Source organism: Dyella sp. (assembly GCF_035486915.1).
Taxonomy (GTDB): Bacteria; Pseudomonadota; Gammaproteobacteria; order Xanthomonadales; family Rhodanobacteraceae; genus Dyella_B.
In genome coordinates, this window is sequence record NZ_DATHMR010000089.1 from 1 (window position 1) to 20,658 (window position 20,658).

Below are 20,658 nucleotides of genomic sequence, written 5' to 3' on the forward strand. Positions count from 1 at the left end.
CTGCGGGCGTCGGCAGCATCGATCTGCCGGACTGCCTTCGTGCGCAGCTGGACCAGTTCGATCCGAGCACACCCCATCGCGATCTCGCGCTGAAAATCGTCGAGCACGAACTGGAGCTGCTGGCGCGCAACGACATGGGCAAACTCGCCCGTCGCCTGCACGCGAGCGAAGAAGACACCACCGCCGCCGCCATCCTGATCCGCAGCCTGGACCCGCGTCCTGGTGCGGCGCTGGACACTACGCCGGTGGAATACGTCGCACCCGACGTCTATGCGCGCAAGGAAAACACCCGCTGGCGCGTTTTCCTGAATCCGGACAGCCAACCGAAGCTCAGCCTGAACCAGCATTACTGCGGCCTTATCGCTCGTGCACGCAGCGATGACGCCAGCTGGATGCGCGGGCAGCTCCAGGAAGCGCGCTGGCTGATTAAAAGTTTGGAGTCACGTGCCGAAACACTCTTAAAGGTGGCCGAAGCCATCGTGCGTAGGCAGAGCGCGTTCCTGGACTACGGTCCGGAAGCGATGCAGCCGTTGGTGCTGCGAGAAGTGGCCGAGGAGGTGGGTATGCATGAGTCAACGATTTCACGTGTAACTACCCGCAAGTACATCCACACGCCGCGCGGCACCTATGAGCTGAAGTATTTCTTTTCAAGCGGTGTCGCCACCGAAGATGGCGGCAGCGCATCCGCAACGGCCATTCAAGCCATGTTGCGCAAGCTTGTCGACGGTGAAGATGCTCGCAAGCCGTTGTCCGATCAAGCTCTCGCTGAAGAACTTCACGGCAAGGGCATTCAAGTTGCGCGTCGTACAGTCGCGAAATACCGAGAAATTCTGCGTATTCCCAGTTCGAGTGAACGACAGCGTAGTAGCTGAATACTTACTACCTACGCGAACGTAACAACTGGGAACTTGCGACTAAACGGAACGTTCCTATATTCAAGAGTAAGGTCTAGCTTCATGGTGCAAAAACCGTTTCACGGCGGTTCGCGCATCAGTCCACGCCGCCCAGGCGGCCTGCCAATGAAGGAGGCGCATCATGCAATTACAACTCAGTGGTCAAAAGATCGATGTCACACCAGCTTTAAGAGAGCACGTGACAGGAAAGATCGATCGATTGACTCGCCTCGACGACCGCATCGTTAGCCTTAACGTCGTTCTTTCGGTCAGCAAACTCCAGCAACGCGCCGAAGCAACCATGAACGTCACAGGCAATTCGCTGCACGCCGAAGCTATCGGAACCGACATGTACGCCTCCATCGACATGCTTTTCGACAAACTCGTGAACCAGCTTCGTCGATACCGTGAAAAGCTCTGCGACAAGCACCAGCACGAGGCTCGCGAGATTCGCCAAGCCGTTTAATACGCACCAGCCCGCCCCACGCCGGGGCGGGCTCCTGCCCCGCTCCGGCTCGCGCGATGACGCGCCGCAGCGCACAAACTGGCACAATGTTCCTGCCGCCGCGCCCAACCAGGCCACCTCGCGGCGCAAAGGGACGCCATTGGACCGCCTTACCGCTCGACAACTCTTCGACAATACCCATGAGCGCATGGCGCTCCGGTGGGTCGCGGGCATGCGTGGCGAAACGCGCGTGCTGGAGTACGGTTCCACGCCCGCCCGGCGCCCGTCGCTGGTGGGTTATCTCAACGTCATCTACCCGAACAAGATCCAGATTGTCGGGACCGAAGAGCTGAGCTACCTCGACGGTCTGGATTCGCGCCAACGCTGGGAAGTGATCCACAAAGCCGCCGCAACGCATCCGGTGGCTTTCATCGTCACCAAAGATCAAACGATTCCCTCCGACTTGCGCGAGGTGGCGGAGGAAACCAACACCCCGCTGTGGATCAGCGCCAAGCGTGGCCATGAATTGCTCACATGGATGCAATATCACCTGGCGCGCACCATGGCACCGCGCATTACCTTGCACGGTGTGTTGCTGGAAGTGTTCTCTATCGGCGTGCTGATCACCGGTGAAGCGGGTTCGGGCAAAAGCGAACTTGCACTTGAGTTGATCAGCCGCGGCCACCGCCTTGTTGCCGATGACGCACCCGAATTCACCCTGATTGCGCCCGACGTGATCGATGGCGCCTGTCCCGAATTGCTGCAGGATCTTCTGGAAGTTCGCGGCCTTGGCGTGCTCAACGTTCGCGAGATGTTCGGCCACACCTCGGTGAAGACGTCCAAATATCTGCGCCTGGTCGTGCATCTCAAACCGATGCGCGAAGGCGACCATTCCGATGCACTGACACGTCTTACTGGCGATGTAGGTCACCGCGAAATCTTCGACGTAAAAGTACCGATGATCACCCTCCCCGTCGCGCCCGGCCGCAACCTGGCGGTGCTCGTGGAAGCGGCGGTGCGCAGTCACATGCTCAAGAGCAAGGGCATCGATCCGGCCATGAGCTTCATGGATCGGCAGGCTCATCAAATGCAACGGCTTCCGCCCTGGTGACGTCATGAACGAGAACGGGAGTCTGATCTCCGCCGAAGATCCAAACGCCATCCACCTGGTCGTGCTTACAGGCATGTCCGGCGGTGGCAAGACGGTGGCCTTACGCGCGCTGGAAGATCTGGAATTCTATTGCGTCGATAACCTGCCCAGCGCATTGCTTCCGCAATTGGTGGAAGCGGCCACGCGCGGCGACAACCGCCGCCGTCGGATCGCGGTCGGTGTGGATGTACGTAATCGCGACGAAGATTTCCGGCACATGCCGCAGGTGCTTTCCGCACTCGCCGCCAATGTGCATGTGCATCTAATCTTTCTTGATTGCAGCGATGCGGTACTGACAAAACGTTTCTCTGAAACGCGGCGACGTCATCCGCTCGCATCGCGCCGCATGTCGCTGGCCGATGCGATTGCCGAAGAACGTCGCCTGCTGCGTCCGCTGATGGCGATCGCCGAACGCGTGATCGATTCCAGCGATCTCAACGTGCATCAGCTGCGCCGCCTCGTGGCTACCGGTTATGCACAAACGACGGCCGGTCTCACGCTGATGTTTCAATCGTTTGCCTTCCGTCGCGGGCTGCCGCTGGACTCGGACTTCGTCTTCGACGCTCGCTGCCTGCCCAATCCGCATTGGGAGCCGACCTTGCGGCCACTGTCGGGTAAAGACGCCGCCGTGCGCGACTTTCTCGATAAGCAGCCGCTTGTCGGCGAATACTTTGACGACACCGCGCGCTGGCTCGATGCATGGCTACCCCGCTTCGAAGCGGACGATCGCAGCTACGTGACCATTTCAATCGGCTGCACTGGCGGCCGTCACCGTTCCGTCTACCTCGTCGAGAAGCTTGCCGCGCACTACCGCGCCGGCCGCGAAAGCGTTCTCACTTTCCATCGTGAACTCGAGTGATATCCATGTTGTCACTAACAGACCCAACCGTAGTCGCCGCGCCATGACCGTCGGCGTGCTACTGATGACCCATGAGTCGGTCGGCCAGGCGCTGGTGAAAGCGGCACGTCATGTGCTGCCGAAACTGCCGCTGCGTGTCGCCACCGTGGAGGTGCCGGCTCGCGCCGATCCGGATGTCATGCGCACGCTTACTGCCAAGCATGCGCGTGAACTGGATCACGGCGATGGTGTGCTGGTGTTGGCTGATTTATACGGCGCTACGCCCTGCAACATCGGGCTATCGTTGAGTACGGTTGGAGTAAGGCTACGCTGCGTATCGGGTTTGAATCTTCCGATGCTGTTGCGTGTGCTCAATTACGCCGACAAGCCGCTGGATGAACTTGCGGAAATCGCGGCCAGCGGCGGTCGCGGAGGAATTTTCATAGACCATGCTTGAAAAAGAGATTGTCGTCTCCAACAAACTGGGCTTGCATGCCCGCGCATCGGCGAAGCTGGTGCAGCTCGTGCAAGGTTTCAAATCCACCGTCTGGTTGATCAGCAAAGGTCGCGAAGTGAATGCCCAAAGCATCATGGGTGTGATGATGTTGGCCGCAGGTATCGGCACGCCACTGACGATTCGCGCCGACGGTCCGGATGAAGACGCCGCACTGAAAGAAGTGGTGGCGTTGTTCGATCGCAAATTTGACGAAGGGGCGTAAGCATGGTGCAAGGCTCGGATAACGGAAAGCATGAAACGCATGACGCCATATCCGTGGCACAGTGCGGTAACGCTTCCATTGCCCGTCCCCTGCTTGCCATTGCGCCTTCGCCGGAGCGCTGCCTATGAGGCAAATCCTCTCCGGCACCATGGCATCGCGCGGCATGACCCTCGGTCGTGCGCGGCTGGTTCAACCCAGCCGCTACCAGGTCGACACGCGCCCACTGACGGAAGAGGAAATTCCTTCCGAGCTTGAACGCCTGCATGGTGCGCTCGATACCGCGCGTCATGAATTGCACGAGCTACGTGGTAAATTGCACGGCGCCTTGGCGCACGAGGTGAACGAATTCATCGATGCGCACAGCTTGCTGCTCGATGATGCCGAACTGCTGCGCGGTCTCGATGAGATGATCGCCATCGGCCGTTATCGCGCCGGCAACGCACTGAAGAAACAACGCGACCGTCTCGCCAACGTGTTTGCGGCGATGGACGACCCCTATCTGCGCAGCCGCATGGAAGACGTCGACCAGGTAATCGGCCGCGTCATTTCAGCCCTGCAACGCCAGACCAGTGTCGAAGAACGCAAGCTTGCTGCACGTGTCGGCGAGATTCTCGTGGCCGATACCTTGGCGCCTGCCGACATGGCACATCTGGCCGGCAATGGTTTGCTGGGGGTGATCACTAGCTCCGGCAGCCCGTATTCGCACAGTGCCATTCTCGCGCGCAGCTTGAGCCTGCCTATGCTGGTTGGCACACGCGATGCCTTGTCGACGATTCACGACGACGATCTGATCCTGCTCGATACCGAGCACGGCGAAGCCGTCGTGCATCCCACCGCACAGGATCTCGCCCGCTACCGTGCATGGCAACGCGAGGCGGCAGCGGAAGGACGTCGGCTGGCCAGTCTTGCCAATGCGCCGACGCGCACACGCGACGGTATCGACGTGCGGCTGCTGGCCAATGCCGAATCCACCACCGACGTCGCGCTCGCGCGGTCGCGCGGCGCGGATGGCATCGGTTTGTACCGCACGGAATTCCTGTTCCTTCGCCACAAGCATCTTCCGTCCGAAGACGAACAGTTCATCGCCTACCGCGACGTAGTGCTCGGCATGGGCGGTGCGCCAGTCACCATACGCACGCTCGATCTCGGTGCGGACAAGGCCGACGCCGCAGGACTTGTGGTTCGCGGCGAAGAAAACCCCGCACTCGGCGTGCGTGGCGTGCGTCTTTCGCTGCGTCACCCCGCTGTTTTCACGACCCAGATCCGCGCCATTCTGCGTGCCGCCTGCTACGGCCCGGTACGTGTTCTGGTCCCGATGGTGACGCAGCCAGACGAACTGATCGCGGTGCGCACACTATTCAAACTGGCGCGGCAAGATCTCAAACGCGAGAACATCGATCTTCCGGAAAAACTTCCGCTGGGCGCCATGATCGAAGTGCCTGCCGCCGCGATCAACGTGCGCGCGCTGCTGGAGCACGCTGACTTCCTCGCCATCGGCACCAACGATCTCGCGCAATACGTACTCGCTGCCGACCGCGGCAACGATGCTCTGGAAAACATCTACAACCCGCTGCAGCCTGCACTGCTGCGATTGTTGTCACACGTCATTTCCGCAGGCCGACGCGCAGGCAAGCCGGTCAGTCTGTGCGGTGAAATCGGTGGCGATGTGAATTTCACAGCGCTGTTGCTGGCGCTTGGTCTATGCGAATTCAGCATGCACCCAAGCCAGATTCTGCATGTACGCGACCGTCTCGCGACCTTGGATCACGCGCTTTTGCGTTGTCATGCTCCGCGGCTGATTCGCGCACGCACGCACGAAGAAGCCGAAGAGTTACTGGCTAGCCTGGTGGCGCAGTAGGTTAGGTGGCGCTGCGCTAATCCAACCTACGACGTTACGATACGGAATGCAGAAACGCTTCCAACGCCGCGCCGCGATATTTCTCCCGATGCAACAGAATCGATAGCTTGCGGCGCAAATCCAGGAACGGCGTTTTCAGTGCAACCAATCGCCCTGTCGCCACGGCATCGGTAACGGCCACTTCCGGTAAACACGCAATACCAAGTCCGGCCGTCACCGCCTGCTTGATGGCTTCGATCTGATCGAGCTCCATCACGGTTTCGCCCGGCGGCAACTGCGCCAATGCGCGCTCACTGGTCGCGCGTGTGGCGGAGCCCGGTTCGCGCAATACCCAGCGTTCACCCGCAAAATCTTCGGGCTTCAGACTACGCTTGCGCGACAACGGATGATCCGGCGATGCGCAAACGACGAGTGCGTCGTCGCGCCATGAGCGCACTTCCAGCAAGGGATGCGTCACTGGGCCTTCCACGCATCCGACATCGAGACTGTGATCGAGCATCGCCGCGGCGATATCGCCCGTATTGGCCACGCGTAGACGAATGGCAACCTGCGGATGCGCACGCACGAAGTCACCCAATAATTCGCCCACACGATAGTTGCCAACGGTATTGCTGGCGCCAATGCGCAGATCGCCCGCTAGTGAAACGGTATTGCCACTGGCTCGGCGTCCAAATTCGGCGTGGCGCTCGAGCAACTCCTGCGCTAACGGCAGCAACTCGCGTCCACGGGCATTGAGGCGCAACCGCCCGCGCTCCCGGTCGAAGACGGGTGCATCCAGTTGGCGCTCCATTTCGGCCAAGGCCATGCTGGCTGCCGGCTGGGTGAGGTAAAGCCGTTGGGCGGCGGCGCGGACGCTGCCGTGCAGGGCGATCTGCACAAAAACCTCGAGCTGGCGCAGACTGACGTTTAACATCAGCTTATTTTATATATATGATTAGATATTTCAAATTTTATTGATCGATGGCGACGCGGACAATACCTCCAAACCCGAGGCCTCCCCGCCATGAATGCCACATCGATCCCCATGACCGCCCCCAACCTCCGCCTTCGCGCATCCGGCCTTCTGCTGGCCGTCGGCATCTCGTTGGCGGCCTGGTGGCTCGGTCACGCCGTGCCGCTCATTGGTGGCCCTGTATTCGGGATTGTGATGGGCATCCTGGTACGCAATCTGCTCTCCCCCAGCGAAAGCTTCACCCCAGGGATCCAGTTCGCCAGCAAATACGTGCTGCAGTGGTCGATCATCGCCCTGGGTTTCGGCCTTAGCCTGACGCAAGTCGCCAAGACCGGGCTGGAGTCTTTATCGGTGACGTTGGTGACGATGACTACCGCCTTCGTCACGGCGCTGGTGCTCGGCCGTCTAATGAAAGTGCACAACAAGCTGCAGGTGTTGATCGGTGTCGGCACGGCGATTTGCGGTGGTTCGGCAATTGCCGCCGTTACGCCCATCATCAAGCCCGACGATCACGACACCGCGTTTGCAATCTCGACGATCTTCCTGTTCAACCTCGTCGCCGTGCTGCTGTTCCCGTTGCTGGGGCACATGTTGCATCTTTCCGATCTCGGCTTTGGCCTTTGGGCCGGCACGGCGATCAACGATACGTCGTCGGTGGTTGCAGCAGGCTACAGCTACAGCACGGCTGCGGGTGACTACGCCACGATCGTGAAGCTGACGCGGGCAACGCTGATCATTCCGATCTGCCTGATTCTCGCGATCGTTGTCGCCGTACGCGAAAAGCGCGCCGCCAAGCACACGGGTGTCACTGGCAACTTCAGTCTCGCCCGCATCTTTCCGTGGTTCATCCTTTGGTTCCTGGTGGCGTCGGGATTGCGCACGGCAGGTGTTGTTCCGGCATCGATGCTGCCCGTGCTTCACATCGCGGCGGAGTTCATGATCATCGTTGCGCTTACCGCGATCGGCTTGTCTGCCAATCTGCGCAAGATGGCTTCGACGGGTGTACGTCCGATTTTGTTGGGGCTTGGTGTGTGGGCAGCGGTGTCGATCAGCAGCTTGCTGGTGCAGCTGGCGATTGGACAGCTTTGATCGTAAAGGGCGCTTTAGCGGCCCTGCTCTGCCAACGTCAAGGCGACTTTGTCGCGCAGGTAAACGGGAAGTGCGAGTTCGGGTGCATGTGCGTTGCCTGCCTTGAACTCGCGAACCGCCAACGTCGCAACGTGGCGAGCTTGCGGATAACGCGCACCGTCGGCTGAACGAGGATCGATGCCCAATTTCTCGCGCAACGCGCTCGCATAAGTAGCCCAGCCCGTACCGACAACGTGCCACGCATCGGCTTGTGGCAATTGCAGCGATTCGGCCGTGCAAACACGCTCTTCGTCCAGCGCGATCAACCCGCCGTTGTCGTCGCGCCGATAGCTGGCTGCATAGATTTCACCCATGCGTGCATCGATCACGGCGAGAATTGCCGCGCCGTCTTCAGGCGCTTCAAGCGCCAGCGCTGCGAGCGACGAAATGGTCACCACTGGAACGTCGAGTGCCATGGCCATGCCTTGCGCCAGCGATACCGCCAGGCGTACCCCGGTAAATGCGCCCGGCCCGCGACCGACGGCAATCCCGTCCAATGCATGCTTGCTAATTCCCGCTTCGGCCAGCAGTTCGTCCGCCATCGGCAACACACGCTCGGCGTGACGTCGCGGTGCCAGCTCCGTGCGAGCGACAACGTTCTCGCCGTGCACAAGCGCAACGGAGCAGGCTTCAGTAGCAGTTTCGATGGCTAGCAGATTCATCGGCCCATTCTCGCACTAGCGCGCTCAGTACCGCTTCGCTTTCGGGTTGTAATAGCTGATATCGGTCGCATCGAGCAACCGGCGCATGGCCGGCCCGGCATGCTTGAACCCGTGCGCGGCAAGCACTTCTTTCTTGCCGGGAATATCGTACTGGCCGGATACGCCCGGATGCGGCCTGCCATCGGCGGGAACATCGGCAGGACGCGGAAGTTGCTCCGGCCAGTGTTGCGCATGCAGCGTCAGTGCTGGACACCAGTGACGGTTGTCCGGATGCACCGGCTCGCGCTCCTTGATGTGGATGATCGCGCGCTTGTCGAATTCCTTGACGAACCCTTGATAAAAATCGTACTCGAGCGTGTTGTCGATGGTCGGGTGAACTGCATCGAGCATTTTGAAAAAGCGCGGATCGTTGCGCGCAATAAAAAACTGCGTCGACAAGGTCTGCTTGCGCTTGACGTAAAAATCGTTGCCCACGGCACTAGCGATCTTCGCCAGGCCCAGCTTCATCTTCGCAAACGGATGATGCAACCGCCGCCATTGCGGGCGTTGATCGGTGCTCCACGTCGATGCAGCGAGATATGCCTCCGGATGACGATCCAGCAGATCGATATAGCGCGCGATGATTTCCTGATCGAACACCCAGGTATCGGCTTCCACATGCAGGAGATACTGCGGGTTGTAGATCTCCACCGCCGCACGACACGACTGCTGCAGCAAATTCAGCGCGCCATAGATGATCGTGCGCGGCTGGCAACGAACCAGCACATCTTCCATGTGCGGTTCATAGGTGAGATCGGAGCACGCGTGGACGATCGGCCACGGCTCGGGATAGTTGAGCTTGATGATCTCCTGGTTGATCCGCGCGCAATCGGGCCGTTCGTGGTTGGTCATGCACACGACCACCTTGGGACGCGGCGTCGCCGTGGAGGGCACGGGCAGGCCGGCTGTCGCGATATCGACTTCGTTCCTGATTTCCATGCCTAAGCGGTCACCCTATGGGAGAGTCATCAAACCAGCTGGGCACTATAACGGAAGCGCCCCAGGGCTCCGTTGACGCCCGATCAAGCCAGTTTGCCTGCGTTTTGGCAGGTAAGCCGCAGCCCTTTACAATAGACGCTTTACGCCTACCCACGCGTGCCGGCCCTGGCGCGCAAACGCGAGTCCCCGATGGAAAAGAGTTTCGAGCCCCGCCCGATCGAGTCGAAGTGGTATGCCCGCTGGGAAGCCAGCGATGTATTCCGCCCGTCCGGACACGGCGAGCCGTACTGCATCCTGCTGCCGCCGCCGAACGTCACCGGCACCCTGCACATGGGCCATGCGTTCCAGCAGACCGTGATGGACATGCTGATCCGCTACCAGCGCATGCGCGGCATGAACACGCTGTGGCAGGTGGGTACGGATCACGCGGGCATTGCCACACAGAAGATCGTCGAGAACCAACTCGCCGTCGACAACAAGAGCCGCCACGACCTCGGCCGCGAACCGTTCGTCGAACGCGTGTGGCAGTGGAAGGAAGAATCCGGCTCCACCATCACCAACCAGATGCGGCGCCTCGGCGTTGCGGCGGACTGGTCGCGCGAACGCTTCACGATGGACGAAGGCCTGTCCGCCGCCGTGCGCAAGGTGTTCGTCGACTGGTACCGCGCCGGCTTGATCTATCGCGGCAATCGCCTGGTGAATTGGGATCCGGTGCTGGGCACGGCGGTGTCCGATCTTGAGGTGAATAACGTCGAGCGCGATGGGCATATGTGGTCGATTCGCTATCCGGTCACGGGCAGCGACGAAAGCGTTGTCGTGGCCACCACACGTCCGGAAACGATGCTGGGCGACGTTGCGGTGGCTGTGAATCCAGACGATGAGCGTTACCAGAAGCTGATCGGCAAAACGCTGACGTTGCCGCTTACCGGACGACAAATTCCGGTGATCGCCGACGACTACGTCGACAAGGAATTCGGCACCGGCTGCGTGAAGATCACGCCTGCGCACGACTTCAACGACTATGCCATCGGACAGCGCCACAAGCTGGCGCCGATTGAAATCTTCACGCTCGACGCGAAGGTCAACGCGAACGCGCCCGCAAAATATCAGGGCATGGATCGCTACGAAGCACGCAAGGTCGTGCTCGCCGATCTCGACGCCGCCGGTCTGCTCGTCGAAACCAAACCGCACAAACTGCAGGTGCCGGTGAGCCAGCGTTCAGATGCCGTGATCGAGCCGATGCTCACCGATCAGTGGTTCGTCGACCTCACCAGCGACACGCAGAAAGATGGCCGCCCCGGCGGCCGCACGGCGATCACCGAACCTGCGCTCGACGCTGTGCGTTCGGGTGAGATCAAGTTTGTGCCGGAAAACTGGACGACTACGTACACGCAGTGGCTTGAGAACATCCAAGACTGGTGCATCAGCCGCCAGCTATGGTGGGGCCATCGCATTCCAGCGTGGTACGACGAAGCGGGCAATATTTTTGTCGGTGAAGATGAAGACGACGCACGCACGCACGCGACCGTCGCACCTGTCGGTGCGTTGAAGCAGGACGAAGACGTGCTCGACACATGGTTCAGCTCCGCACTGTGGCCGTTCTCCACGCTCGGCTGGCCCGCCAACGGTCCGGTGAAGAACGAGCGCGGCGACGTGGTCGCAAATTGGGAAGTCGATAAGATCTTCCTGCCGAGCGCGGTACTCGTGACCGGCTTCGACATCATTTTCTTCTGGGTCGCACGCATGGTGATGGCGACCAAATACTTCACGGGCAAGGTGCCGTTCCGCGAGGTGTACATCAACGCCATCGTGCGCGATGCGGAAGGCCAGAAGATGTCCAAGTCCAAGGGCAACACACTGGACCCGCTGGATCTGATCGACGGTATCGAACTGGAGCCACTGGTGGAGAAATCCACCAAATCGCTATTGATCCCGCAAGTGCGCGAGAAAGTCGAAAAGCGCATCCGCAAGGATTATCCGAACGGCATTCCCGCCATCGGCACCGACGCGCTGCGTTTTACGTTCACTGCGTTGGCGAGCTACAGCCGCACCATCAACTTCGACATTAAGCGTGCCGAAGGTTACAAGGCGTTCTGCAACAAGTTGTGGAACGCGGCGCGCTTTGTGTTGATGAATCTGCCGGAAGGCGAATTGCCCGCACCATCCGGCGCGCCGGCGACGGAAGCGGAGCGTTGGATTCTCACGCGCCTGAAGCAAACGCTTGGTGAAGTCGAACAGCATTTCGTCACGTATCGTTTCGACCTGCTTGCTCAAGCGCTTTACGAATTCACCTGGAACGAGTTCTGCGACTGGTTCCTCGAACTGTCCAAGCCCGCCCTGAATGGCGATGACGCCGTCGCTGCTGCGTCCACACGCCACACGCTGGTGGTGGTGCTGGAAACCGTGTTGCGTGCGCTGCATCCCATCGTGCCGTTCATCACGGAAGAAATCTGGCAGTCGGTGGCACCGAAGCTCGGCATCAAGGCCGATGGCATTCTGCAGCGTTCGTGGCCGAAGGTCAGCGAGATTCCCACCGATGAAACGGCTACCGCTGAAATTGAGTGGTTCAAGAACGTGCTGAGCGGCATTCGTCGCATTCGTGCGGAAATGAACATCGCACCGGGCAAGACGATCCCGCTGTTGCTTGCCGATGGCGATGCCACCGATCGAGCGCGCGCCGCGAAGTTCGCTGCCCAGATCAGCTTCCTCGCACGCGTGGATGCGCCGCAGTGGATCGACTCAGGCGCTAACGAGCCTGCTGCCGCCGTAGCGGTAGTCGGATCGATGCGCGTATTGATTCCACTCGCCGGCCTGATCGATCTCGGTGCGGAGAAAACGCGACTGGCCAAAGAAATCGGCCGCATCGAGGGCGAGATCAAGAAGTGCGAGAACAAGCTGGGCAACGCCAACTTCGTCGCGAATGCACCGGCTGAAGTAGTAACGCAGGAGCGTCAGCGTATTGCCGATTGGGGCACACAGCTCACTGCGCTGCGTGAGCAGATGCAGAAGCTAGGCTGAGCGCGCCCGGAAAACAAGAAGCCCGCGCTCCGTCACGAACGCGGGCTTTTTCTTTGCTCGTCATTAACCAGCTTCGCTGTTATGAAGCACTTCGGCGCAGGCCGGAATGACGGTGTGACGGAACAAAGTGTCAGGAAACCTGAAACTCCAACGCCATCACGATGGCGTCTTCGCGCCCGTTATGCGCAGGGTAATAACGCGGACGCCGCCCGATTTCACGAAAGCCCATCGACTCGTACAACGTCTGCGCATTCGGGTTGGATGGCCGCACTTCCAGAAACACGCGCTCGGCCCCGTTCCAGCGCGCGATATCAAGCAGCCTTTTCATCAGATGGCGACCAAAGCCCTGCCCCTGCTGCTCCGGATCGATGCAAACGTTGAGAACGTGCGCCTCACCGGCGCCCACCGACAAAATGCCGTAACCGATGACCTTGCCATCCATGCACAACACCCACGACGGGTGTCCTGCGCGCAGGCAATCGCCGAAGATGCCCAGCGTCCAGGGAAAATCGTAGGAAGCGTTTTCAAGTTCGCTGACGCGTGGCAAGTCCTCGCGCCGCATCGCGCGCATCTCCAACGAGGGACGCGCCACGGCAACCATCACGGCGACCCCGCTGCTCCCAGCGCACGGCGCATGCTGCGTAACGCATGCCACAAACGGCGCTTGGAGGCGGCTTGAGAAAGCAGTTCATTCGGCGCATCGGCGAGGACGATATGCGCGTCGCGCATGACGTCGGCTGGCAACGCGCGCCCCAGCGCATGCGCCTGAGCCTGTCCGAAAACGAGATACGCCTGCGCGTGCGGCACCTGCGTCGCGTCGGTGACTTCGATGCGTGCCGCACGGGCGAGATTCGGCCCGAAGGCGCATAGGGCACGTCCAAGCAGGTCTAGCTCGCGTACCGTGCACCCCTGCGGCAACACCACAACTACGCTTGTGCTGGACGGCAGTTCCATCGTTACGGGCTGCGCGACGGGTTCGACCGCCGCCACCGCACGCCGCCGCCACGGCACCACGCCCAACGCGCGAAGCACGCGCGTACGGTGTGCAGGACTGGCGACGAGCGCGTTCATGCCACGCTACGCCGCGGACGTTTGCGATGCATGGCCAAACCCCACAGTGTCACCACCGGCCCGGACAGCAGATACAGCGTAAATACCCCAAGCAGTACGCGCGGGGGATCCACAAAGAACGGCACCAGAACCAGCACCGCGATGAGAATCCACAGAAACGGTACGCGTCCCATCGGCAAGGATTTGAAACTGTAGTATCGGAAGTTGCTCACCATCAGCAGCCCGACGATCACCGCCATGAACGGCGTGAACTTGTCGAGCGTGATGCCCGACACGCCGAACTTGTCCATGCTCCAGACGAAAGACATGCACACCGCCGCAGCCGCCGGACTGGCCAGGCCCTGGAAATAACGCTTGTCGATCACCTTGACCTGCGTATTGAAGCGCGCCAGACGCAGCGCCGCGCATACGGCATAGATGAACGCCGCCGCCCAGCCGATCCTGCCCCAGGTCGCACCGTACTCGCGCAGATTCGACAACGACCAGTTGTACATCACCAGCGAGGGCGCCAGCCCGAAACTCACCAGATCCGACAGCGAGTCGTACTGCACGCCAAATTCGCTCTGGGTGTTGGTCAAACGCGCGACGCGGCCGTCCATGCCATCGAGCAAGGCGGCCACAAACACCGCAATCGCGGCATCCGTAAAACGACCATCGATACTGACGACGATGGCGTAGAAACCGGCAAACATGGCGCCGGTCGTAAACAGGTTCGGCAGTAGATAAATACCGGGGTGCCGCGGCGGCCGGACTGGCGTGATGTCGCTCATGTATCAATCCGAAACGGGATGCCATCAGTGTAGCAGGGTGCTGCCAATGGCCTTCCCCGGATCGGGCGCACTCAGGGGAGGGCCCAAACGCTTCAAGTCACTGATTCGCCGAGCGCCAATCACCGCCCACGCCCGAACGCGGCGCTAGCAGAACGTGCAGAAAAGCACGTTCTCACGATTCCGATACCTCCGGCGCTTGAGTCCGGACGACGCCGGCTGTTAACTAGTGCATCGCCCACATGCCACCCCGGAGTCTGCCCATGCGTCGCCCCTTGTTTGCCCTTGTGCTCTTGCTGGTCGCGCCGCTGGTCTCCGCTCAGGTCTACAAGTGGGTCGACGCGAAGGGCACCACCCACTTCTCCGAGACACCGCCGCCGGTCGGCACTAAGTACAGTCAGGTGAACGTTGCGGCGTCTGATGGAGACGCCGCTTCATCCTCCTCGACTTCTGCGCCCGCCACGGATAGCGCGCCCAACACGTCGAGCGGCAGCAGCGATCAGAGCCAGACCATGGCCGATACGCCTGAAAACCGAGCCAAGCTGTGCACCCAGCTGAAGGGAAGCATCAATACCTTGACGGGCTCTGCCCCGGTGGTGGAACAGCAGAACGGTCAACAGACGCTGCTAAATGCCGATCAACGCAAGCAGCAACTGGACGCCAGCCAATCCCAGTACCAGATGTACTGCGCGCAGTAAGCCTCTTTTTGTTCCCTCTTCCGCGAAAGGGAGAGGGAACGGCGGCGCCCCGCTATAATCGCGGCTTTACCCCTGGATTCGCCGCACATGCGCCTTAGCCAATTCCACCTGGCCACCGTCAAGGAAATCCCTGCCGACGCCGAACTCACCAGCCACAAGCTGATGCTTCGCGCCGGCATGATCCGCAAACTCGCCTCGGGTATCTACACCTGGTCGCCGCTGGGCCTGCGCGTGCTGCGCAACGTCGAAAAAGTCGTGCGCGAGGAAATGAACCGCGCCGGCGCCATCGAAATGCTGATGCCCTCCGTGCAGCCGCGCGAGCTCTGGGAAGAAACCGGCCGCTGGCAACGCTTCGGCGGCGAGCTGCTGAAGATCAAGGACCGCAAAGAGCAGGAATTCTGCTACGGCCCCACGCACGAGGAAGTGGTCACCGACTTCGCGCGCAACGAGCTGAAAAGCTACAAGCAGCTGCCGGTCAACTTCTATCAGATCCAGACCAAGTTCCGCGACGAAATCCGCCCGCGCTTCGGTGTGATGCGTGCGCGAGAATTCCTGATGAAGGATGCCTATTCGTTCCACCTCAATCAGGAATCGCTGAGTGAAACGTATGAGGCGATGTATCAGGCGTATTCGCGCATGTTCACGCGTCTGGGCTTGAAGTTCCGTGCGGTGCAGGCGGACACGGGCGCCATTGGCGGCAACGCCAGTCACGAATTTCAGGTGCTGGCCCATTCGGGCGAAGACGCCATCGCGTTCTCGGATGGTTCGGCATACGCCGCCAATATCGAAAAAGCCGAAGCATTGGCGCCTGCCATCAGCCGTCCAGCCCCAAGCGCACCATTGCAACGCGTGGATACCCCGCGCGTGCGCACGGTTGACGATGTCGTCGCGCACTTCGGCATTACACCCGATCGCGTCCTGAAGACCGTGCTCGTGCGCGGGAAGGAAGGCCTCGTTGCGCTATGCCTGCGCGGCGATCACGACATCAACGAGGTCAAGGCCAACAAGCTACCCGAGTTGCCCGATGAATCCGTGCTGGCGAGCGAAGAAGAGATTCTTGCCGCCGTCGGTGTGCGCCCCGGTTTCATCGGTCCGGTTGGCTTGCCCGACTCGATCCCCGTCATCGTCGATCGCAGCGCTGCGGTGCTCGCCGATTTCGTCTGCGGCGGCAATGCCAACGACACCCATTACACCGGCGCCAACTGGGAGCGCGACGCGCGCATCACGCGTGTCGAAGATCTCCGCCAGGTGGTGGAAGGCGATCCTTCGCCCGATGGTCGCGGCATCCTGCACATTGCACGCGGTATCGAGGTCGGCCATATCTTCCAACTCGGCAAGAAATACGCTGAAGCACTCGACGCGACCGTTCTAGACGACCAGGGCAAGAAGCAGGTGATGCTGATGGGGTGTTACGGCGTCGGCATCAGCCGCATCGCCGCCGCCGCCATCGAACAATGTCATGACGATGCCGGCATCATCTGGCCCGAAACCATGGCGCCATGGCGTGTGGCGTTGTGCGTGATCAATCCGAAGAACGCTCCGGAAGTGAATGCCGCTGCCGAATCGCTGTACAACGAACTCACCGCACGTGGCATCGACACTGTGTGGGACGATCGCGGACTGCGCCCTGGCGCCATGTTTGCCGATATGGAATTGATCGGTATTCCACATCGCGTTGTCGTCAGCGAACGCGGATTGGCTGCAGGCACACTGGAATACCGTCGGCGCGATGCCGCAGAAAGCAGCGCCATCACGCGCGATGAGCTGTTCGAATTGCTGAGTTGAAGCCAGGCTTCACTCACCACAAAAAAAAGCCGCCGCATGGCGGCTTTTTCCACGTGATCAGTGTCGAAATTCAGTTACTCGGTACCTGTCCTCCCCTACGTGTAGTAGGGGAGGGAGCAAATCACTGCATGCTGAAGCTCAACACGAATCAGGGTTTCAGGGACCAAGATAATGGCCCATTACCTTATTCATGCCCCAATTATTAACAAGCCTGCAATATACGAATAAGATGATTCGTACAGAACGAGCATCCATTATCTCATCGATATTGCTTTGCAATTTCGCAATATCTAGGGGAAAATCAAAAACCCTTCCGGGCATTTACACATAAATGCATGCGTCCGGAAAATCCATTTACCCCCATTCCACCGGAGTCGCTCTTATGGCCATTGATATCAAAAGCCTCACCCATACGCAGCTCAATGACCTAATCAGCAAAGCCCAGCTTCGCCAGAACGAACTTCGCAAGGAAAAAGTCGTCAAACTGCGCGAGAAAGTGCATGCTTTGATTAAGGCCGAGGGCTACACCTTCGAGGATGTCTTTGGCACACCTCGCGTCGGCAAACGCCGCGGCACTGGTTCAGTGGCACCGAAATACCGCAATCCGGCCGATCCGGAACAGACCTGGTCCGGCCGCGGCAAGCGCCCGCGCTGGTTCAATGACGCACTGAAAGCCGGCAAGAAAGAAAAAGATCTGGCGATCTGATTTTCTGCCACAGCTGCTGTCAAATAAAAACGCCGGCTCGCGCCGGCGTTTTTTTATTGACCGCGTTGCATGATTAAAGCGAACGACGTGGAGCAATCGTCAATTCGCCAAACAGTAATCCCGCTACCAGCGATATAAGTAGCGTCACCAGCAATATACCGGTATCGAAACCGAGCGATGCATTGCGATCGAGCAAATAAGAAACACTGCGAAATCCTACGCTGCCCGGCACCAGCAACAATATACCTGGCTCTCGAACAACGGCACCCGGCCGGCCGACATAACGTGCATAAAGATTGGCTAATGCGCTGAGCAAAAAGCCACCCAGAAACACGCCAAATGGCGCGCCGGGCAAATTGACGGAAATCGCACCGCCCAGGCGCGTTGTGACATAACCGATGATCACAGCCAGAATGACCACCGGCCAATCTCTTTTTGCCGCACGAAACAAAATCGCAAAGGCAATGGCGGCCACCAGTAGCGCTGGATAATCCGCCCACCCCGGTAGCGCAGGCAGTTCAAAATCGCGTGGTTCGATATGCAGCACGGCGCAAATCTGTGTCGCTGCGACTGTGCCGAATGTCAGCTTGAGCAAGGTCGCCATGGCGCCGCCCATACGCGCCATGCCGGAAACCAGATGTTGGCTGGAAATCTCGCGCACTGCTGTCGTCAGCGACATGCCAGGCACCAGCACGATCAAACCTGCAAGCACCACAGATTTGATGGCAAGCGGAACGACGAATGCACTGACGATAATCGCCACGAGCGTCGCCACCATCGCGCAAATGGCATCGCTGGCGACCGCCAGCCGTGGCCGCGTGGCCGACAGGATCGTGATGCTGCCGATGATCAAGCCGACTGCTGCGGCGACAAACAGATCCGCCCACGACGTGTGCAGAAACAACGCGTCGATGGCTGCCGCCGACAAACCATAACTGGCGATCACCGCGGCTTTCTGTTTGCGGGTGTCGGGAATCTCCAGCGCGCGCAGCAGGCGAAAGCCTTCGCGCAAATCCAGCTCGCCGGCAATCACTCTGTCGGCAATCTCGTCTGCACGGCACAGCTTGTCGAGGTTCACGTCGCCGGGAAGCAAACGGATAACTTGCGTGGCGCTCGCCACCCGGCCCTCATCACCCTGTGCGAGATCGGCAAAGGAAATGATGATGGCAGTGGGGCTGGACCACACGTCCGCGTGCAGGCCAATGCGATGTGCCGAACCGGAAATAGCCATCTCCAGCCGTGGCGACGATGCACCGTATTTATGCAGGCGCGTCGCCAGCTCCACCAGAAAGGCGATGCGCGTGTTGATTGACGTAGTCGCAAACTGCGCACTCATGTACCGCCCACCCTTCGACAGGTGACGGCGGAATGCGGCGATAAACAGGGGATGTCGTGAGCGGGCATGGCACCATTCTTACCTGAAGCGCGCCGCTTGGGTATGCGATGCGCACGACACCGTTCAATGTAGCGCCGGGTGCCGCTCACCGGATGCACCACTTAGGCCGGCCTTACCTTCAAGGTTGTACCTTCCACAGCCACTACTTCGACCGTGCTACCCATCGGCAAATCCGGCCCGCTCACCAGCCACTGACCGTCCCCGACGCGCGCCCTACCTCGCCCATTGACGATGGCTTCGATCAGCACATAGCGATTGCCGATCAGCTGCTCTGCGCGACGATTGAGCCGCTCATCGCCGGGTTCGTTGCGCTGCAGAGTCGGACGCAACCAGTACCAATACGCCGCGCACGATGCGAAGGCGAGCACCGCAAAGACAATCGATTGGGTCAGCATCGACAGGCCCGGCACGATAAATACCAGTGCCCCCGTTACGGCGGCGCCGATACCAATCCACAGCATGAAGTAGCCGGGCATGACCACCTCGATGGCGATCAGCACCAACGCAACGATCCACCAGATGTAATGCGCAGCAATGCTAGCGAACATGGATGGCTCCCTTTCCGGTTCAACGCATGCGTGGCGAGCGATGCTCCACCCGCCACGCCAGAGACGTCAGCTGATGGTCGGCGGCGTGCGACGCGCCGCAATCTTTTCTTGCTGCTGTCCCAGTGATTCCTTCGCAAGCTCGGCAATGCCCGCCAGCGAACCGAGGATGCCGGTCGCCTCCATCGGCAGCAGCAGCATCTTTTGGTTGGGCGAGTTGGCCATTTCCTTCAGTGCCTCGACGTACTTGTTGGCGACGAAGTAATTGAGCGCATTGACGTTACCGTTGGCAATCGCCTCGGACACCATCGACGTCGCCTTGGCTTCGGCCTCGGCCGAACGCTCGCGCGCCTCGGCAGCGCGGAATGCGGCCTCTTTCTCACCCTCAGCCGCCAGGATGACCGACTGTTTCTCGCCTTCGGCCTTGAGGATCGCGGCCTGACGGAAACCTTCCGCTTCGAGAATATTCGCTCGCTTCTCGCGCTCGGCCTTCATCTGCCGCGCCATCGAATCGATCAGGTCGCGCGGCGGCGCAATGTCCTTGATCTCGATGCGGTTGACCTTCACGCCCCACGGATGCGTAGCCTCGTCGACCACCTTCAACAGCTTTGCGTTGATCGCATCGCGCTGGCTCAATGACTCATCCAGATCCATGGAACCGAGCACGGTACGAATATTGGTCATCACCAAAGCGAGCGCGGCCTGCTGCAGATTCGCCACTTCATACGCAGCTTTGGCAGCGTCCAGCACCTGATAAAACACCACACCATCGACGCGCACTACCGCGTTGTCCTTGGTGATTACGTCCTGGCTCGGTACGTCCAGTACCTGTTCCATCATGTTCATCTTGCGGCCGATGCCGTACATGACGGGAATGAGAAAGTGCAGACCGGGCGACAGCGTGCGGATGTATTTGCCGAAGCGTTCAACAGTCCACTCGTAACCCTGTGGAACGACACGCACCAGCTTGGCCAGCACGACGAACACGAGCACGATAATGACTAATGCAACGATACTTCCCATGGCAACTCCTCCTTGTGATAAGGCGA

At 60.0% G+C, this 20,658-nt stretch carries 21 protein-coding genes; 12 read left to right on the forward strand and 9 right to left on the reverse strand.

The window, feature by feature from the left end; genetic code table 11:
- The 7 genes from rpoN to ptsP all read left to right on the forward strand — a co-directional run.
- Nucleotides 1–872: RNA polymerase factor sigma-54 (gene rpoN / locus VK725_RS07100; RefSeq protein ID WP_325317360.1), on the forward strand; the 872-nt coding region annotated here is incomplete at its 5' end.
- Nucleotides 873–1,035: 163 nt separating this feature from the next.
- Nucleotides 1,036–1,359, forward strand: coding sequence for a ribosome hibernation-promoting factor, HPF/YfiA family (gene hpf, locus VK725_RS07105; protein WP_325317361.1), 324 nt, complete (start codon nt 1,036–1,038; stop codon nt 1,357–1,359).
- Nucleotides 1,360–1,498: 139 nt separating this feature from the next.
- Nucleotides 1,499–2,449: an HPr(Ser) kinase/phosphatase gene (hprK, locus tag VK725_RS07110; RefSeq protein WP_325317362.1), complete on the forward strand. Its 951-nt coding sequence runs from the start codon at nt 1,499–1,501 to the stop codon at nt 2,447–2,449.
- A 4-nt stretch (nt 2,450–2,453) separates the two neighbouring features.
- Nucleotides 2,454–3,347 (forward strand): RNase adapter RapZ, encoded by an 894-nt coding sequence (gene rapZ, locus VK725_RS07115; RefSeq protein ID WP_325317363.1) that lies wholly within the window; start codon nt 2,454–2,456, stop codon nt 3,345–3,347.
- Between the two features lie 43 nt (nt 3,348–3,390).
- Nucleotides 3,391–3,783 carry a PTS sugar transporter subunit IIA gene (locus VK725_RS07120; RefSeq protein WP_126673254.1) on the forward strand — a complete coding sequence of 131 codons (393 nt, stop codon included), beginning with the start codon at nt 3,391–3,393 and terminating at the stop codon, nt 3,781–3,783.
- On the forward strand, nt 3,776–4,045 hold the full coding sequence (locus VK725_RS07125) for an HPr family phosphocarrier protein (RefSeq protein WP_325317364.1): 270 nt from the start codon (nt 3,776–3,778) through the stop codon (nt 4,043–4,045). The genes VK725_RS07120 and VK725_RS07125 overlap by 8 nt, the downstream gene beginning before the upstream one ends.
- A 124-nt stretch (nt 4,046–4,169) precedes the next feature.
- Nucleotides 4,170–5,903 (forward strand): phosphoenolpyruvate--protein phosphotransferase, encoded by a 1,734-nt coding sequence (ptsP, locus tag VK725_RS07130; protein WP_325317365.1) that lies wholly within the window; start codon nt 4,170–4,172, stop codon nt 5,901–5,903.
- A 34-nt stretch (nt 5,904–5,937) separates the two neighbouring features.
- Here the strand turns inward: ptsP and VK725_RS07135 are convergent, their stop codons facing one another.
- Nucleotides 5,938–6,816, reverse strand: a complete 879-nt coding sequence (locus VK725_RS07135) for a LysR family transcriptional regulator (protein ID WP_325317366.1) — start codon at nt 6,814–6,816, stop codon at nt 5,938–5,940.
- A gap of 90 nt (nt 6,817–6,906) precedes the next feature.
- On the opposite strand from VK725_RS07135, the gene VK725_RS07140 reads away from it, so the two are divergent.
- Nucleotides 6,907–7,944 (forward strand): YeiH family protein, encoded by a 1,038-nt coding sequence (locus VK725_RS07140; protein WP_325317367.1) that lies wholly within the window; start codon nt 6,907–6,909, stop codon nt 7,942–7,944.
- A gap of 14 nt (nt 7,945–7,958) precedes the next feature.
- Here the strand turns inward: VK725_RS07140 and tsaB are convergent, their stop codons facing one another.
- Together tsaB and VK725_RS07150 are read right to left on the reverse strand one after the other, a co-directional pair.
- Nucleotides 7,959–8,645 (reverse strand): tRNA (adenosine(37)-N6)-threonylcarbamoyltransferase complex dimerization subunit type 1 TsaB, encoded by a 687-nt coding sequence (gene tsaB, locus VK725_RS07145; RefSeq protein WP_325317368.1) that lies wholly within the window; start codon nt 8,643–8,645, stop codon nt 7,959–7,961.
- A gap of 24 nt (nt 8,646–8,669) precedes the next feature.
- A complete protein-coding gene (locus tag VK725_RS07150; RefSeq protein ID WP_325317369.1) occupies nt 8,670–9,623 on the reverse strand; it encodes a hypothetical protein in 954 nt (317 codons plus the stop codon).
- Between the two features lie 189 nt (nt 9,624–9,812).
- Between VK725_RS07150 and VK725_RS07155 the strand changes: the two genes are divergently transcribed.
- The gene (locus tag VK725_RS07155) at nt 9,813–12,641 is read left to right on the forward strand and encodes a valine--tRNA ligase (protein ID WP_325317370.1); all 2,829 of its coding nucleotides are present in this window, start codon (nt 9,813–9,815) and stop codon (nt 12,639–12,641) included.
- Nucleotides 12,642–12,771: 130 nt separating this feature from the next.
- On the opposite strand, the gene rimI is transcribed toward VK725_RS07155, so the two are convergent.
- Genes rimI through pssA form a run of 3 tightly spaced genes read right to left on the reverse strand, consistent with a single transcriptional unit; the run spans nt 12,772 to nt 14,482 of the window.
- Entirely contained in the window at nt 12,772–13,242 is a 471-nt protein-coding gene (gene rimI, locus VK725_RS07160) for a ribosomal protein S18-alanine N-acetyltransferase (RefSeq protein ID WP_325317384.1), read from the reverse strand.
- The gene (locus VK725_RS07165) at nt 13,242–13,712 is read right to left on the reverse strand and encodes a hypothetical protein (protein ID WP_325317371.1); all 471 of its coding nucleotides are present in this window, start codon (nt 13,710–13,712) and stop codon (nt 13,242–13,244) included. The genes rimI and VK725_RS07165 overlap by 1 nt, the downstream gene beginning before the upstream one ends.
- Entirely contained in the window at nt 13,709–14,482 is a 774-nt protein-coding gene (pssA, locus tag VK725_RS07170) for a CDP-diacylglycerol--serine O-phosphatidyltransferase (RefSeq protein ID WP_325317372.1), read from the reverse strand. Before pssA ends, VK725_RS07165 begins: the two co-directional genes overlap by 4 nt.
- Before the next feature lie 260 nt (nt 14,483–14,742).
- On the opposite strand from pssA, the gene VK725_RS07175 reads away from it, so the two are divergent.
- The 3 genes from VK725_RS07175 to VK725_RS07185 all read left to right on the forward strand — a co-directional run bounded on the left by VK725_RS07175 (nt 14,743) and on the right by VK725_RS07185 (nt 17,668).
- Nucleotides 14,743–15,177 (forward strand): DUF4124 domain-containing protein, encoded by a 435-nt coding sequence (locus VK725_RS07175; RefSeq protein ID WP_325317373.1) that lies wholly within the window; start codon nt 14,743–14,745, stop codon nt 15,175–15,177.
- An 87-nt stretch (nt 15,178–15,264) separates the two neighbouring features.
- The gene (locus VK725_RS07180; RefSeq protein WP_325317374.1) at nt 15,265–16,962 is read left to right on the forward strand and encodes a proline--tRNA ligase; all 1,698 of its coding nucleotides are present in this window, start codon (nt 15,265–15,267) and stop codon (nt 16,960–16,962) included.
- 382 nt (nt 16,963–17,344) lie between these two features.
- On the forward strand, nt 17,345–17,668 hold the full coding sequence (locus VK725_RS07185) for an H-NS histone family protein (protein WP_325317375.1): 324 nt from the start codon (nt 17,345–17,347) through the stop codon (nt 17,666–17,668).
- A 73-nt stretch (nt 17,669–17,741) separates the two neighbouring features.
- Here the strand turns inward: VK725_RS07185 and VK725_RS07190 are convergent, their stop codons facing one another.
- From VK725_RS07190 to VK725_RS07200, 3 genes are all read right to left on the reverse strand, one after another.
- On the reverse strand, nt 17,742–19,004 hold the full coding sequence (locus tag VK725_RS07190) for a threonine/serine ThrE exporter family protein (RefSeq protein WP_325317376.1): 1,263 nt from the start codon (nt 19,002–19,004) through the stop codon (nt 17,742–17,744).
- 161 nt (nt 19,005–19,165) lie between these two features.
- Complete coding sequence (locus VK725_RS07195; protein ID WP_325317377.1) at nt 19,166–19,612, reverse strand: NfeD family protein; 447 nt, start codon at nt 19,610–19,612, stop codon at nt 19,166–19,168.
- A 66-nt stretch (nt 19,613–19,678) separates the two neighbouring features.
- The gene (locus VK725_RS07200; RefSeq protein ID WP_325317378.1) at nt 19,679–20,632 is read right to left on the reverse strand and encodes an SPFH domain-containing protein; all 954 of its coding nucleotides are present in this window, start codon (nt 20,630–20,632) and stop codon (nt 19,679–19,681) included.
- Between the last annotated feature and the right edge of the window lie 26 nt (nt 20,633–20,658).

What these genes read in the sequence shown, in the direction of transcription:
- VK725_RS07125 (WP_325317364.1), top strand. Translation starts at nt 3,776, where the DNA reads ATGCTTGAAAAAGAGATTGTCGTCTCCAACAAACTGGGCTTGCATGCC.
- VK725_RS07140 (WP_325317367.1), top strand. Translation starts at nt 6,907, where the DNA reads ATGAATGCCACATCGATCCCCATGACCGCCCCCAACCTCCGCCTTCGC.
- VK725_RS07195 (WP_325317377.1), bottom strand. Translation starts at nt 19,612, where the DNA reads ATGTTCGCTAGCATTGCTGCGCATTACATCTGGTGGATCGTTGCGTTG.
- VK725_RS07190 (WP_325317376.1), bottom strand. Translation starts at nt 19,004, where the DNA reads ATGAGTGCGCAGTTTGCGACTACGTCAATCAACACGCGCATCGCCTTT.
- VK725_RS07200 (WP_325317378.1), bottom strand. Translation starts at nt 20,632, where the DNA reads ATGGGAAGTATCGTTGCATTAGTCATTATCGTGCTCGTGTTCGTCGTG.
- VK725_RS07165 (WP_325317371.1), bottom strand. Translation starts at nt 13,712, where the DNA reads ATGAACGCGCTCGTCGCCAGTCCTGCACACCGTACGCGCGTGCTTCGC.
- VK725_RS07150 (WP_325317369.1), bottom strand. Translation starts at nt 9,623, where the DNA reads ATGGAAATCAGGAACGAAGTCGATATCGCGACAGCCGGCCTGCCCGTG.
- rapZ (WP_325317363.1), top strand. Translation starts at nt 2,454, where the DNA reads ATGAACGAGAACGGGAGTCTGATCTCCGCCGAAGATCCAAACGCCATC.
- VK725_RS07180 (WP_325317374.1), top strand. Translation starts at nt 15,265, where the DNA reads ATGCGCCTTAGCCAATTCCACCTGGCCACCGTCAAGGAAATCCCTGCC.
- ptsP (WP_325317365.1), top strand. Translation starts at nt 4,170, where the DNA reads ATGAGGCAAATCCTCTCCGGCACCATGGCATCGCGCGGCATGACCCTC.
- hpf (WP_325317361.1), top strand. Translation starts at nt 1,036, where the DNA reads ATGCAATTACAACTCAGTGGTCAAAAGATCGATGTCACACCAGCTTTA.
- VK725_RS07155 (WP_325317370.1), top strand. Translation starts at nt 9,813, where the DNA reads ATGGAAAAGAGTTTCGAGCCCCGCCCGATCGAGTCGAAGTGGTATGCC.
- tsaB (WP_325317368.1), bottom strand. Translation starts at nt 8,645, where the DNA reads ATGAATCTGCTAGCCATCGAAACTGCTACTGAAGCCTGCTCCGTTGCG.
- VK725_RS07135 (WP_325317366.1), bottom strand. Translation starts at nt 6,816, where the DNA reads ATGTTAAACGTCAGTCTGCGCCAGCTCGAGGTTTTTGTGCAGATCGCC.
- rimI (WP_325317384.1), bottom strand. Translation starts at nt 13,242, where the DNA reads ATGGTTGCCGTGGCGCGTCCCTCGTTGGAGATGCGCGCGATGCGGCGC.
- VK725_RS07185 (WP_325317375.1), top strand. Translation starts at nt 17,345, where the DNA reads ATGGCCATTGATATCAAAAGCCTCACCCATACGCAGCTCAATGACCTA.
- pssA (WP_325317372.1), bottom strand. Translation starts at nt 14,482, where the DNA reads ATGAGCGACATCACGCCAGTCCGGCCGCCGCGGCACCCCGGTATTTAT.
- VK725_RS07120 (WP_126673254.1), top strand. Translation starts at nt 3,391, where the DNA reads ATGACCGTCGGCGTGCTACTGATGACCCATGAGTCGGTCGGCCAGGCG.
- VK725_RS07175 (WP_325317373.1), top strand. Translation starts at nt 14,743, where the DNA reads ATGCGTCGCCCCTTGTTTGCCCTTGTGCTCTTGCTGGTCGCGCCGCTG.